Annotated in this window: 17 protein-coding genes; 12 read left to right on the forward strand and 5 right to left on the reverse strand. The window is 40.3% G+C overall.

Translation table 11 applies throughout. The features are described 5' to 3' along the window. The first annotated feature begins 98 nt into the window (after nt 1-98). Nucleotides 99-443: a hypothetical protein gene (locus F959_RS00955; protein ID WP_004876561.1), complete on the forward strand. Its 345-nt coding sequence runs from the start codon at nt 99-101 to the stop codon at nt 441-443. 65 nt (nt 444-508) lie between these two features. Here F959_RS00955 and lnt read toward each other — a convergent pair whose 3' ends face one another. Both lnt and F959_RS00965 read right to left on the reverse strand, forming a co-directional pair. Further along, nucleotides 509-2,068: an apolipoprotein N-acyltransferase gene (gene lnt, locus F959_RS00960; protein ID WP_004876563.1), complete on the reverse strand. Its 1,560-nt coding sequence runs from the start codon at nt 2,066-2,068 to the stop codon at nt 509-511. Continuing rightward, entirely contained in the window at nt 2,065-2,904 is an 840-nt protein-coding gene (locus F959_RS00965) for an HlyC/CorC family transporter (RefSeq protein WP_004876565.1), read from the reverse strand. Before F959_RS00965 ends, lnt begins: the two co-directional genes overlap by 4 nt. Nucleotides 2,905-3,079: 175 nt before the next feature. Between F959_RS00965 and tusA the strand changes: the two genes are divergently transcribed. Then, a complete protein-coding gene (tusA, locus tag F959_RS00970) occupies nt 3,080-3,337 on the forward strand; it encodes a sulfurtransferase TusA (protein ID WP_004876567.1) in 258 nt (85 codons plus the stop codon). Between the two features lie 68 nt (nt 3,338-3,405). Here the strand turns inward: tusA and F959_RS00975 are convergent, their stop codons facing one another. Continuing rightward, nucleotides 3,406-4,026, reverse strand: coding sequence for an HvfX family Cu-binding RiPP maturation protein (locus F959_RS00975; RefSeq protein ID WP_004876569.1), 621 nt, complete (start codon nt 4,024-4,026; stop codon nt 3,406-3,408). A 163-nt stretch (nt 4,027-4,189) separates the two neighbouring features. On the opposite strand from F959_RS00975, the gene F959_RS00980 reads away from it, so the two are divergent. The 5 genes from F959_RS00980 to F959_RS01000 all read left to right on the forward strand — a co-directional run bounded on the left by F959_RS00980 (nt 4,190) and on the right by F959_RS01000 (nt 6,976). Continuing rightward, on the forward strand, nt 4,190-4,495 hold the full coding sequence (locus F959_RS00980) for an HvfA family oxazolone/thioamide-modified RiPP metallophore (protein ID WP_004876572.1): 306 nt from the start codon (nt 4,190-4,192) through the stop codon (nt 4,493-4,495). 66 nt (nt 4,496-4,561) lie between these two features. Further along, complete coding sequence (locus F959_RS00985; RefSeq protein WP_004876574.1) at nt 4,562-5,428, forward strand: HvfB family MNIO-type RiPP peptide maturase; 867 nt, start codon at nt 4,562-4,564, stop codon at nt 5,426-5,428. Further along, nucleotides 5,425-6,159, forward strand: a complete 735-nt coding sequence (locus F959_RS00990; protein ID WP_004876576.1) for an HvfC family RiPP maturation protein — start codon at nt 5,425-5,427, stop codon at nt 6,157-6,159. Before F959_RS00985 ends, F959_RS00990 begins: the two co-directional genes overlap by 4 nt. 14 nt (nt 6,160-6,173) lie before the next feature. Beyond that, nucleotides 6,174-6,791, forward strand: a complete 618-nt coding sequence (locus F959_RS00995; RefSeq protein WP_004876578.1) for an RNA polymerase factor sigma-70 — start codon at nt 6,174-6,176, stop codon at nt 6,789-6,791. Then, nucleotides 6,785-6,976, forward strand: coding sequence for a zf-HC2 domain-containing protein (locus F959_RS01000; protein WP_004876580.1), 192 nt, complete (start codon nt 6,785-6,787; stop codon nt 6,974-6,976). Before F959_RS00995 ends, F959_RS01000 begins: the two co-directional genes overlap by 7 nt. A gap of 130 nt (nt 6,977-7,106) precedes the next feature. Here the strand turns inward: F959_RS01000 and F959_RS01005 are convergent, their stop codons facing one another. Beyond that, nucleotides 7,107-8,819 carry an electron transfer flavoprotein-ubiquinone oxidoreductase gene (locus F959_RS01005; RefSeq protein ID WP_004876582.1) on the reverse strand — a complete coding sequence of 571 codons (1,713 nt, stop codon included), beginning with the start codon at nt 8,817-8,819 and terminating at the stop codon, nt 7,107-7,109. A 188-nt stretch (nt 8,820-9,007) separates the two neighbouring features. Between F959_RS01005 and F959_RS01010 the strand changes: the two genes are divergently transcribed. The 5 genes from F959_RS01010 to F959_RS01030 all read left to right on the forward strand — a co-directional run bounded on the left by F959_RS01010 (nt 9,008) and on the right by F959_RS01030 (nt 13,449). Beyond that, a complete protein-coding gene (locus tag F959_RS01010) occupies nt 9,008-9,631 on the forward strand; it encodes a DUF1285 domain-containing protein (protein WP_004876585.1) in 624 nt (207 codons plus the stop codon). A 47-nt stretch (nt 9,632-9,678) separates the two neighbouring features. Further along, on the forward strand, nt 9,679-10,551 hold the full coding sequence (gene murI / locus F959_RS01015) for a glutamate racemase (protein ID WP_004876587.1): 873 nt from the start codon (nt 9,679-9,681) through the stop codon (nt 10,549-10,551). A 110-nt stretch (nt 10,552-10,661) separates the two neighbouring features. Beyond that, nucleotides 10,662-11,690 carry a DUF4062 domain-containing protein gene (locus F959_RS01020; RefSeq protein WP_004876590.1) on the forward strand — a complete coding sequence of 343 codons (1,029 nt, stop codon included), beginning with the start codon at nt 10,662-10,664 and terminating at the stop codon, nt 11,688-11,690. A gap of 69 nt (nt 11,691-11,759) precedes the next feature. Next, nucleotides 11,760-12,776, forward strand: a complete 1,017-nt coding sequence (hemH, locus tag F959_RS01025) for a ferrochelatase (protein ID WP_004876591.1) — start codon at nt 11,760-11,762, stop codon at nt 12,774-12,776. 28 nt (nt 12,777-12,804) lie between these two features. Continuing rightward, nucleotides 12,805-13,449 (forward strand): MBL fold metallo-hydrolase, encoded by a 645-nt coding sequence (locus F959_RS01030; protein ID WP_004876592.1) that lies wholly within the window; start codon nt 12,805-12,807, stop codon nt 13,447-13,449. On the opposite strand, the gene F959_RS01035 is transcribed toward F959_RS01030, so the two are convergent. Beyond that, nucleotides 13,446-13,637, reverse strand: a complete 192-nt coding sequence (locus F959_RS01035; protein WP_004876593.1) for a DNA gyrase inhibitor YacG — start codon at nt 13,635-13,637, stop codon at nt 13,446-13,448. The two genes, F959_RS01030 and F959_RS01035, sit on opposite strands and share 4 nt — an antisense overlap. Between the last annotated feature and the right edge of the window lie 22 nt (nt 13,638-13,659).

Raw genomic sequence — 13,659 nt, forward strand, 5'->3', positions numbered from 1 at the left:
ACAAGAAACAGAAAATAAGAAGAAAAATAGACTTTCTCTTTATATCAAAGCTTTGCATAATAAATTCAGACCATTTAAATCAGGTATGGGGGAGTCGGATGAAAGCATTTTTTGTGTTGAATGAACTGAATCAGTTTCATTGGGCAATGCTCAAATCTGTCGCCCTTATTCTCAGTTTATTACCAATGAGTCAAGCTGCATTAAGTTTATGGCAAGCGGCTGAAGGCAGTAGTCAGATTATGATAGGGTTCTTCGCGTTGACGATGTTAAGTGCATGGTTTGTACTTTGTTTCTTGAGTGCTTTAAAAACAAGTGTTTGGCATAACGAGGAAATGATCTCAAAATATGAGCAAATATTATTTAAAGCTTATGGTTATGTGCCAATGCTGTTTTTATCAAGTTTAGTGGCTTATTTATCAGTTCAATTATCACTTGCTTTATAGTCTAAACAACAAAAAATTTTTATTCATCAAAAAAGAGCGTTTTATTTAAAAACGCTCTTTTTATTTTATCGACGAGATTTGAAAGAAATATCTACTTTCTTCGGGCGATAAATCCAACCCATCATCAGTAATAACAGTGAGAAGATTAAAATCGGATAATCACTGAGTCGGTTGTAAAGTGTTTGCCCTTGCATTGCAGGTAAATCACCACGTAATACAAACTCTTCATCCATCGGTGCTTGTTTGACGATATGACCACTCTGATCAATAAATGCAGTCACACCTGTGTTGGTGGCACGAATAAACCAGCGACCATTCTCTTTCGCACGCATTTGTACCATCTGTAGATGCTGCCAAGGTCCAGCTGTTCCTGTAAACCAAGCATCATTGGATACAGTGATCAAGAAATCACTGTCTGATGCATTACGACGAGTTAAATTAGGATAAGCAACTTCATAGCAAATCGCGGCTGCCAAGGCGTGTCCTTTAACCATTAACGGTTTTTGATTGGCTTCACCGCGTGAAAAACCACTCATACTCACGTCATTTTGCATTGCTGGAAGCACCCATTTCAGTAAACCTGACAATGGAATGTACTCACCAAATGGAACTAAGCGTTGCTTTTTATATAAACCATAGGAATCACTGCCTGATGCCATGATACTGTTGTAATACAGTGGTTCGCCAACTTGTTGCGATTTTGCCATATCCCAATAGGGAATACCTGTCACCCAAGCCGTATCTGATTTTTTCGCTTGAACATCCATTGCTTTTAAAAACTCTGGAATATCAGTTTGGAAGAGTGGAATAGACGATTCTGGCCATACAATCAGATCACGTCCCCATTCAGCTCGACTCAATCCGGCATAAATCTCTAAAGTCTTAACTTGATATTCCGTTAACCATTTAAGGTCTTGAGGAATATTGCCCTGAATTAACGAAACACTCAGTGGTTTTGCTGCTTTGGGCTGCACGAATTGAATAAATCCAGATCCCCAAGCACCTAAAACTAGTAGAGCAGAGGGAATAGCCCAGAAGAAACGTTTATTTAAGATTTCAACTAAAGCACATGCAAGTACGATCACAACGAAGGAAACTGCATACACCCCAAATAAAGGTGCATAGCCATCGAGTAATCGCTCAGTAAATGCATAACCTGCAAATAACCAAGGGAAACCAGTAAATACCCATGTCTTCGCCCATTCAAAGAGTACCCAAAGTGGCGCAAAGGTCAAAGGTGTTTCTGGAAAGAACCGACGATAGAGCCATGTTTGAAACGCTGTAAATAAGCCCATTGCTGTTGCCATAAAGACAATCATCAAAATGCTTAAGAACGCATTGGTATCACCGTAGGTATGAATGGAGGTATAGAGCCAAAACGCGCCGACAAACCATAAACCAAAGCCATAAGCCCAACCTAAAACAAAGGCTTGTCTAGGTCCTCGCTGGCGTAAAACCGTATACAATAATGCTGGTGATAAAATCGCAAGCCACCAAAAATAATAAGGTGCGAGCGCCAAGCTAAAGATTGCACCCGAAATGAGTGCAATCAAAAGTGGAAAAATAAAAGGGAGCTGTTTTTGTGATTGGGATGGATTTAACAGCTTTTCAAAATAGCTTCTCATTGACGTACAGCTCGAATCAGATGAATAGTGCGTGCATCTGCTTCGATAATGGTGAATTGCCAATCGCCAAGTTCAATCGTTTGTCCTTGTAGATCGCTGACGAGACCAATTTCTTGTAGAAGCAGACCGCCCATAGTTTCAACTTCATCGTCAGAAAAATCTGCATCTAAAATAGTGTTGAAATGTTCGATTGGTGTAAGTGCTTGAACAATCCACGTATTTGCAGTTGTTGGGTCATTGTCTGGAACAATATAGAGCGCTTCTTCATCTGCAATATCATGTTCATCCTCGATTTCACCGACGATTTCTTCAAGAATATCTTCAAGTGTGACTAAACCAGAGGTTGACCCATATTCATCAATGACGATTGCGATATGTGTTTGCGTATTTTTAAGCATACGCAGTACTTGATCCGAACGCGCGCTCTCGGGTACGAAAACAGGTTGGCGCATCAATGCACGAATATCAACATTGACAGTACGTTCAGTGAGAAATGGTAAAAGGTCTTTTGCTAGTAGAATACCAACCACATTGTCACTTTGATCAGCCGAAAACACAGGGAAGCGTGAATGTGCTGATTCAATTAAGACATCTAAAATATCAAAGAGTTGATCATCCTCTTGTAAGCTAATAATTGCTGTACGCGGGGTCATCACTTCTCGAATTTTTGTTGCTGGTAGATCTAGAACACCCTCAAGCATAGCAACAGTATCTGGCTCTAAAAAGCGACGCGAATTTTGAACTAACTTGAGTAATTCATCGCGGGTTTCAGGTGCGGTACCTAACCATTTTCTTAAGCCACGCATACCCCACGACGGACTGGATTCCTCGACCATGATCTTTCCTAAAGACTCTCTATATCAATTAGATGATTTTCATCATACCGAAGATAAAGCGGATATGCATCAATAAAACGATGCAAAAAACGTACAGTTTTTCAAAATATTGTTGGTGATTTTTATATAGTCACTTTATGTTAAAATATGAAAATTAGAATATTTGAGTTTAATGATGTCTGAAGCAGCAAAAGTTCCTAGTGTTCAGCTAAATACCAGAGGTTTACGTTGTCCTGAGCCTGTTATGATGTTGCATCAAGCAATCCGAAAAGCCAAAGCGGGTGACATTGTTGAAGTATTGGCAACTGACCCTTCTACATCTTGGGATATTCCAAAATTTTGTATGCATTTAGGGCATGAGCTTTTGCTCAAAGAAGAGAGCCTTGATGAAAATAGCAATACTGAATATCGTTATTTGGTGCAAAAAGGCTAATTCTTTTTTTTAATATTACTTACCTCCCGTATTGGGAGGTATATGCAAAATCATATTATAAACAGCGGTTATTTTTCACTATGAAACTTTTCAATCCAGTGATTTAACCAATAATCCACACTCACATAACGACCGCCACCCAGCACAATTAACGCAAGTAACATCACAAAATAAGTTGCTGCAAACTCGATACCATTATTTAAAATAACAAATGAGCCGCTCGATGTGAGCCAGTCATAATTGCCATAAGTCATTAAAATCTCTCTTGCTTTCTCTAATTTTTCAGCGGACTCCATCACTTGCATATTGGCAAAAGGTGCTTGTGGGTCGGCAATCGCTTGCCAACCATTCGGTAGATGCACAGTAAATATCGCGACGAGCATTGTGATCATCAACGGAATACTGATCCATCGAGTTGCTAAACCCAGTGCAAGTAAAATAGCACCACCTAGCTCAGCAGAAGTTGCTAGTGTTGCCATCAGTGTTGGAAAGGGTAAGCCTAAGCCCCAATCGGGGTTACCAAACCATTCAACGGTATCTGCAAAATGAGCAAGCTTATTCGAACCTGCCATCCAAAACACTGGGACAAGAAACAACCTTAACGAAAGTGCTGCAATTCCGTCGAAATGTTTTAAATGCGAACAAAAATTCTGATAGCGTAACAATAAAGGATAAATAAATTTATTCATGAGGATTTCACACTGACTCGTATTGAATAGTTATTAGTCGGTTGAGGATTTAGTTTCTTACAAGAAAAAAATTATTTTTTAACTGTAATAAATTGAGTGGTCGCTCGTCTAATAACATGTACCTAAGTACAAAACCCCAAATTGATTTAAAAGGAACTTCAAAATGAATAAGTTAAATTCGATGACATCAGTCGCTGCTTTAGTTGCACTGTCTATGGTTGGTGCAACAACACATGTCTCTGCGGCTTCAACGACAACTGAAACTCATGTGACCAAAGCTGCTGATGGTAAATGTGGTGAAGCAAAATGTGGTGCAAATAAAGCCAAACAACAGCATAAAACAACTGAAGCAAAATGTGGCGCTGACAAAAAAGCGGCTGATGCGAAATGTGGTGCTGACAAAAAAATGGCTGATGCGAAATGCGGCGCAGATAAAAAAATGGCTGATGCAAAATGCGGCGCACACTAATCAATTAAATTATCGGTGATGACAACAACTTTATAAGGTTGTTGTCATCATTGAAAAGGAATGCAAATGGTTGCTTTCAATGGTGCTGGACTGGGTTTAAGACGTGATTTTATTGATACGTTTTTACAAGCAGACCAACATCCTGATTTTATAGAAGTTGCACCTGAGAACTGGATGGGTTTTGGTGGGCGACATGCAAAGTTATTGGCGCAATGTTTGGAAAAGTCGTCATTAGTTTGTCATGGGCTTTCCTTATCTATCGGTGGGCCGCATCCACTTAATCTTGAGTTTGTGCACCAAGTACGAGATTTTTTAAAACAACATCAGGTACTGACTTATTCGGAACATTTGAGTTATACCAATGATGGTGGTTATTTATATGATCTATTGCCGATTCCCATGACAGAGGAAGCAGTGGACTACGTCGTAGAGCGGATTTTGCGTGTACAAGATGTTTTAGGGCAACGTTTAGTTCTGGAGAATGTTTCAACGTATCTCATGCCGAATGCAGAAATGAGCGAAAATGATTTTGTTCATGAGGTGATTACACGCGCAGACTGTGAACTCTTGCTCGATGTAAATAATGTCTATGTGAATAGTAAGAACCATCAAACAGATGCATATGCTTTTATTGATGCGATGCCGAAAGATCGGATTCGATATCTACATATTGCTGGTCATGAACAAGTGAGCGATGATTTGTTGATTGATACGCATGGGGAAAATGTCTGTGATCCTGTGTGGGAATTGTTGACATATACCTACCAAACCTGTGGTGTAAAGCCGACGTTGTTAGAACGTGATTTCAATATTCCGACGTGGCAACAACTTCAGCATGAGCTAAATATAATCAAAGATCTACAAAACCAATTTAGCTATCCTCAATCACTTCATACCAATACCTTAAATATTATAAATGAGGTAAAAGTATGAAGATGAATGAACGTCCTTTGCAGCAAACTCAGCAGGCATTTTGTGCGTGGATTCGTGACCCTCGATCAGATCTTCCAGCAGAATTTGTAACAGAGCGAATGCAGGTTTATCGAACCTTATTGTTCAATAATGTCAGTTCATTTATTAACTTGGTGTATCCGATTGCCCGAACGCTATTATCTGAGACGAAATGGCAGTCTTTGCTGCAAGATTTCTTTCAAAATGCTCAAAATCAATCACCATTTTATAATGATATTTCGTTGCAATTCAGAGAATATCTGGATGAGCAACAACATCCAATCTTACAAGAATATCCGTGGTTAGCAGAGTTATTACAATTTGAATGGCTGGAACTCTATTTAGATACGGTTGAAATCGAAGAAAAGACATTTTCACAGACTTCCGCTTGGCAATTGAATACACACATTTGGATTTTGGTGTATCAATATCCTGTTTATCTTTGGACGATGGAACATCAGGACTTTGAGTATTCACCGAGCGCAGTGATGGTTTGGCGAAATCATCATGATCAGGTTTGTGTTGAAACATTATTTCCATTATTCGCTTGTTTGATTGAACAACTCAATCAGAAAGCCTTGACTAAACTAGAGCTTAAGCAGTTGATAGACACGACGTTGCCAGACTTATCTGCACCAGAAGTAGAGCAACAACTGAAGCTATTATCTGAACGATTAACTGAGTTAGATTTATTGTATATCCCAGAACAATAGGATGAGGTCAGGAGATGGCTCAGGCTGCTACCAACAATGACGAGTTCATTCAACAACTACAAAATCCTGTTTTTTTGCATGATTTAAGGCAGCAAATGATGAAGTTTGCAGTATTGCAACTCTCCTCATTTCATCAAGCCGAAGATGTGGTGCAAGAGGCTTTAGTGAGTGCTTTGCAGCATGTCGAATCATTTTCAGGGCGTGCAGCATTTAAAACGTGGGTGTTTGCGATTTTGAAAAATAAGATCGTTGATTCGATTCGACAAAAAACACGTCTGGTTAGCATGAGTGAGCTATTTCATGATGATGACAGCGAGTTAAGCGTGGATGCGCTGTTTGATGCTGCTGGACATTGGCAAAAATCAGAGATGCCAAAAGCATGGCGAAATCCTGAAGAAATGATGGAGCAACAGGATTTTTGGATGATTTTCGATGCATGTTTGAATCATTTACCTGCAAAGTATGCACAAGTTTTTATGTTGCGGGAAATGATAGAACTCAGCTCTGATGAAATATGTGAAAAGCTGGAACTTACGGTTTCTAATCTCAATGTTTTAATGTATCGCAGCCGAGCACGATTACGTGAGTGTTTGGAAAATAAATGGTTACTTCAGGAGGATTGCTCATGTTGACCTGTCGACAAGCAACGCAGTTACTTTCTGAACAACAAGATCGACAACTGTTGTTGAAAGAACAGAGTGGTTTACAATTTCATTTGATGATGTGTCGTTCATGTCGACGTTTTGGTAAGCAAATGAAAACGCTGAGTGTATTGTCTAAAGCATATAAGCGATTTGATGAAGAGCAGAAAGACTAAAATAAAAAGCCTCAATGAATTGAGGCTTTTTATTTAATTATATGGTAGGCATTCGGCGTGACCACATTATCTAAAAATTACATGTTCGGGTATGAGAAGCGACTAAAGCTTCGCAAGAACTATCCGAATATTACATATTCGGATAGTTAGGACCACCACCGCCTTCAGGCGTTACCCAAGTGATATTTTGTGACGGATCTTTAATGTCACATGTCTTACAGTGAACACAGTTTGCAGCATTGATTTGGAAACGTTTAGAACCGTCATCATTTTCCATGATTTCATAAACACCAGCAGGGCAGTAGCGTTGAGCAGGCTCATCCCATTTTGGTAAGTTCACATCTACTGGAATAGATGGATCAGTCAACTTTAAGTGTGCTGGCTGATTTTCTTCATGTACGGTATTCGATACGAATACAGAAGATAAACGGTCAAAAGTCAACTTGCCATCTGGTTTTGGATAGTTTGGCTTAAACGTTGACGCATCCACAGTTTTCAGTGCAGCAAAATCTTGTTTAAGGTCATGCAAAGTAAATGGCACTTTAAGGATGTTTTGATCGATAAAGTTAAACGCACCACCAATCCACTGACCAAACTTGTGCATTGCAGGGCCAAAGTTGCGTGAGTTATATAACTCTTTTTTTAACCAAGAGTTGTTATATTTGTCAGTATAAGCCGTTAATTCTTTGTCGAAGTGGTCGTCGCCTTCAAGAACACGAGCAATCGCAAGATCACCACCTTTTGCAACACCCGCAGCAATCGCTTCGAATACTGCCTCACCACACAACATACCTGACTTCATTGCAGTGTGTGAGCCTTTGATTTTTGAGAAGTTCAAGAAGCCAGCATCATCACCAATCAAGCAACCGCCTGGGAAAGTCAGTTTAGGCAAAGCATTAAAGCCACCTTTCACAACAGCACGTGCGCCGTAAGAAATACGTTTACCACCTTCTAGGAATTGCTTGATGGTTGGGTGCGTTTTCCAGCGTTGCATTTCCATGAATGGATACATGTGCGGATTTTCATATGATAAATCCACGATCATACCCAAAGTCACCTGATTGTTTTCAGCGTGATATAACCACCAGCCACCAGATGAACCTGTTTCAGATAATGGCCAGCCAGCACCATGCATCACTAAACCTGGTTTATGTTTAGCAGGATCGATTTCCCAAAGTTCTTTAATCCCGATACCGTAGTGCTGTGGATCAGCATCTTTATCAAGATTGTATTTTGCAATCAGGCGTTTACCGAGGTGACCACGGCAGCCTTCAGCGAACAATGTATATTTCGCGTGAAGTTCATAACCCGGCGTGAAGTTGTGTGTCGGCTCACCATTTTTGCCAATACCCATGTCACCTGTTTGAATGCCTTTAACGGTACCATCTTCATGATAAAGCACTTCAGCAGCAGCAAAGCCCGGGAAGATAGAAACTTCTAATTCTTCAGCTTTTTGACCTAACCAACGCACGACATTACCAAGAGAAATGACATAGTTCCCTTCGTTGTGCATTGATTTAGGAACCATCCAATACGGCATCTTTTGTGCTTTAGTATCAGACAATAAGAAATAAGTTTCGTCGCCCGTAACAGGAACATTCAGCGGAGCGCCTTCTTCTTTCCAGTTCGGGAACAATTCATTCATGGCACGCGGTTCAAGTACAGCACCAGAAAGGATATGCGCACCAACTTCAGAGCCTTTTTCAACCACACAAACAGAAAGATCTGGTAGGTTGTTTTCAATCGCTAATTGACGAATTTTAATCGCAGCAGATAAACCCGCAGGTCCAGCGCCTACGATCACTACGTCAAACTCCATCGCTTCGCGTTCGATGTGTTCCATGTAGGACTCCTCATATTTTAAGGGTGGCAACCGTAATCATTGCTATTCGGTGCTGCCATGAGTGTTCTTAATTGCCAAGCACAAAAACTAGCTATTGCGCTTGCAAACGTTTGGGATAGTATAGTTTTAAACCTTGATCTCGCCAATTGGCTGAGCGGTCATATTTTCTCGTCAGCAAGGCATAAACTATGATAAATGAAAATGATTCTCCACAAAACTCTTTAGAAAATCAGGGAAAAACCGTGTTGTCTGATGATAAAAACTTAATGAACATTACACAATACTTAAAAGATGTACAGCAAAGTCACAAAAGGTCAATTCCACCTTTAGAGCAATGGCATCCAAAGCATTGTGGCAAAATGGATCTACGCGTAAAAGCCAACGGAGAATGGTGGCACGAAGGTCAATTGGTCAAACGCCAAGCACTGTTAGATCTGTTTAGCAAAGTGCTTTGGAAAGAAGATGGAAAATTCTACTTAAAAACTCCTGTTGAGCAGATCGAAATTGAGGTAGAGGATGAACCTTTATTGATCAATCAGGCTGATCAAGTTGAGATTGAGGGTAAGCTTTATTTACAGTTGACCACAACCAATCAAGATGTCGTGATCGTAGATGAGGAACATCCGATTTTTATGCGGGAATATCAGGGAGAATTGCGTCCATATGTGCATGTACGCTTTGGTATAAATGCATTAATTCAACGACAAAGTTTTTATCATCTCGTGAATTATGGCTGTCTGTCAGAAACTGAAAATGGTGAAGCTGTTTTAACATTAAAAAGTGGTGATTTGGTATTGCATTTGAGCACCTGAGGTTTAAGCTAAAAAGAGTGAATTAATCATTGTGTCAATATATCTGTATGGCTGCCGTTCAACCTATTACTGAAGTACTTCATCCTATGCCACATGCATCATCAGATGCACCAATTGGGGTTTTTGATTCAGGAATAGGAGGGCTTTCGATAGCACAGGAAATTGCACGACATCTGCCAAATGAGCGCATCATTTATTATGCAGATACGGCGCACGTTCCTTATGGTGCACGTTCTGACCAAGAAATTCGTGAATTAACGGCACATGCAATTGAATGGTTATATCGGCAAGGCTGTAAGATTGCTGTAGTTGCTTGTAATACTGCATCTGCGTTTAGTTTGGATTATTTGCGCGAACATTATGGGGAAAATTTTCCTATTGTTGGATTAGTACCAGCGCTAAAGCCAGCTGTGCTGCAAACACAATCTAAGGTTGTCGCTGTGTTAGCAACCCCTGCAACGTTTCGTGGTCGATTGATCAAAGATGTGATGATGAAGTTTGCTGAACCTGCGGGAGTAAAGGTGTTAACCGTGACCAGTTTGGAGCTTGTTCCGTTTGTAGAAGCTGGGCAGCAGATGAGTGATGCTTGTCTAAGCGTATTACGACAGATATTACAACCTGTTGTAGATCAAGGCGCAGATTTTCTCGTACTTGGTTGTACGCACTATCCATTCTTGAAAGATGCTATTCATCAAATTTTTGCTGAAAAGCTTAAATTAATTGATTCGGGGCAGGCAGTTGCGCGACAAACAGCATATATTTTGATAAAAAATAGGTTATTATGTGACAAAATAAGTCATAATATTACACGTATTGAATGTTTTGTTAGCGGTCAAAATGCGGTTGAGTTGGAGCCAGTACTCCAACACTTGATACCAGAACAACTGACATGGACGATTCAAGATCTGGTTGAAGTTTAGTTTTTGGATTCTGAATTTCTAACCATAATTAAGATTTTATGGGGTTATCTGTTCATAAATTACAGGCTCAAGGGCTTGGGTTTATAGATAAGTAAAATGAGGCTCAGCCTATGCAAGATACTCGTTATCAAGTTTTTATTTCTACGTCTGGCAATGAAATGCAACCAGAGCGGGCAGTATTAACTCAAACTTTGGTTGGAATGGGGTTCTTTTCGTGGGGCTTGGAACAGCGCACACCTTTAAGTACCTCGATTGCACGTCGTCAGATTGATGACTGTGATTATGTCGTGATCCTGCTGGGTAGTCAGTACGGTGAGCAGTCAGTATCAGGTGTTGGCTATATGCATCTAGAATATATCTACGCAATGACCAAACAAAAACCAGTGATTGTTTTCATGCATGAAGATCCTGATTCACGTGAAACTAGTTTGCATGATAATAAACCTGAACTGAAAGAAAAATTTAAAGAGTTTAGAAAACAACTTCAGCATGAGGTTGATCAAGTTTTCTGTTATCGGACATTGAGAGATTTAGAGCTTGCTGTGCGTTCGAGCATGCCACAAATGTTGGAGCGCTATCCGGTTGTGGGTTGGGTTCGTCCTCAAAATACTCAAGTCTTACAAGACGAAATTGATGCATTACGTGCCAAAGTCAAACAACTCGAAGCAGAAGTTGGTGGGCGTGAAGCTGATCCAATTGCTTCCGTACCAAAAGTTTCTATGCATGAACTGTATTCATTTGAATATCGTATGCATGCTTACCAAGATGGCAATTTCAAAGAAATAAAAACCTTTCGTAAAATAACTTGGGCACAATTACTTAATGTCTTAGGTGCATCATTTATTATTCCAACACCAGAAGAATATTTTTCAAAGCGTATGAATGAATATTTAAATGAAACTGGTCTAGAGGATGCACGTAAAGAGATGCCACGAGCGCATGCTGTATCTCGTGCACAGATTAATATCCGTGCTTTGCATGAAATCAAATTGCAGATGCGACAAAATGAGTGGATTCTTCCTGCTGGGCGTGATGATCGTCAACGGATGTTATGGCAGTTGACGCATAAAGGTCAGAAGCTATTGGAAAGTAATATGTTGGATAGTAATCGGGTTTTTCAGTTTAAGACCATGCATTAAACCAATTTAAAAAAAAATCCTAAAACTGCTAAAGTAATGAAAGAAATTTACTTATAGCGGAAGCGGTTAATGTCAGCGATACAAAAACCAAAAGTCACTGTGGTTTTGGCTAATTTAGGTACGCCAGATGAAGCCACTGTGCCAGCAGTGCGTCGTTTCTTAAAACAATTCTTATCTGATACGCGAGTGATCGAAATTCCCAAACCAATTTGGTGGGTGATCTTACATTTATTCGTTCTGACGTTTCGCCCAAAGCGAGTGGCTGAAGCCTATGCCTCAGTATGGTCAAAAGATTCACCGATGCGGGAAATTGTGCTTGAGCAAGCGCAGTTAGTCAAACAACGCTTACAAGATGAAAATCATCAGTTTGATTTAACGGTTGTACCTGCCATGACTTATGGTCAACCGAGTATTTATGACGTACTGGATCAATTAGAAAAAGACCCACAAGAACATGTCATTTTATTACCATTATTTCCGCAATATTCAGCAACGTCGACAGCACCACTTTATGATGCTTTTGCAAAATGGATTCCTAATCAACGCCATTTACCTGGTTTGACGTTGATTAAAGATTATTATCAGCATCCACTATTTATTCAGGCACTTGCTGAAAGTGTTCTTGAATATCAAACGCATCATGGCAAAGCACAGAAACTACTCATGTCTTTTCATGGTATTCCTCAGCCTTATGCTGATAAAGGCGACCCGTATGCGGATCGTTGTCGAACTACAGCACGTTTAGTCGCTGAAGCGTTGCATTTAAATGATGATGAGTGGGCGATTAGCTTTCAATCGCGATTTGGTAAGCAAGAGTGGGTAAAACCTTATACTGATCAATTGCTGCAACAATGGGGTGAGCAAAAAGTAAAATCTGTACAGGTACTTAGTCCAGCATTCTCAGCAGATTGTTTGGAAACACTTGAAGAACTAGCTATGCAGAATAAAGAAACTTTTCAACATGCAGGCGGTGGAGAATATGCCTACATTCCTGCATTGAATGCGCAACAGTCGCATATAGATTTGCTTGCGAGTCTAGTTCAAGCTAATCTTGATGCTCTTACTCATACCTTAGCCCATCGTTAAATCGACGCTTATTCCGCCAGAGGTTTTTATGCTGCAAGTCAAAATTGTGCCCGTAACTGCATTTGCTCAAAACTGTTCCATTGTTTGGGATAGCGAGAGTAAAGAAGCTGTTTTGATTGATGCGGGTGGTGATGCAGCGGTACTCAAAAAAGAGGTGGAAGCATTAGGTTTAAAGGTCAAGGCACTTTGGCTAACACATGGGCATCTTGATCATGCAGGTGCGGTGGGTGAGCTGGCTGAGACATGGAAAATCCCTGTGATTGGGCCGCATAAAGAAGATCAGTTTTGGTTAGACATGATCCAAGAAGTGTCGGCACGTTATGGTTTTCCGATTCCTCAACCTGTCAAAGTTGATCAGTGGTTGGAGGGTGGAGAAGTCCTTAAACTGGGTGATGATGAATTTGAGGTTCGCTTTGCACCAGGGCATACTCCTGGTCATGTGATGTTCTATAACGCTCAACATGGTTTGCTTTGGACAGGAGATGTACTGTTTAAGGGTTCGATTGGACGTACAGACTTTCCGAAAGGCAATCATCAACAGTTACTTGATTCGATTCAACGTGAGTGCTTTAGCTTGCCTGATGAAACGCAGTTTATTTCAGGTCATGGCCCAATCAGTACCATCGGTTATGAAAAGCAATTTAACCCGTTTGTTGCGAGCAAAGCGGGCTAATCCTCATAGTCATCTTCGTGACGCTGTAAGCCTGCTTGAGGTGCATCTTGAGTAGGCAATTTATATTCTTCACTTGCCCAAGCACCTAGATCGATTAATTTGCAGCGCTCAGAACAAAATGGGCGATATTCATTGCCTTCCCAAGTGCTAGCTTCACCACAACGTGGACATGGAAATGTACGAGGCATAGAAAATTCCTACAGCAAAACT

It is taken from the genome of Acinetobacter venetianus RAG-1 = CIP 110063, assembly GCF_000368585.1.
GTDB lineage: Bacteria > Pseudomonadota > Gammaproteobacteria > Pseudomonadales > Moraxellaceae > Acinetobacter > Acinetobacter venetianus.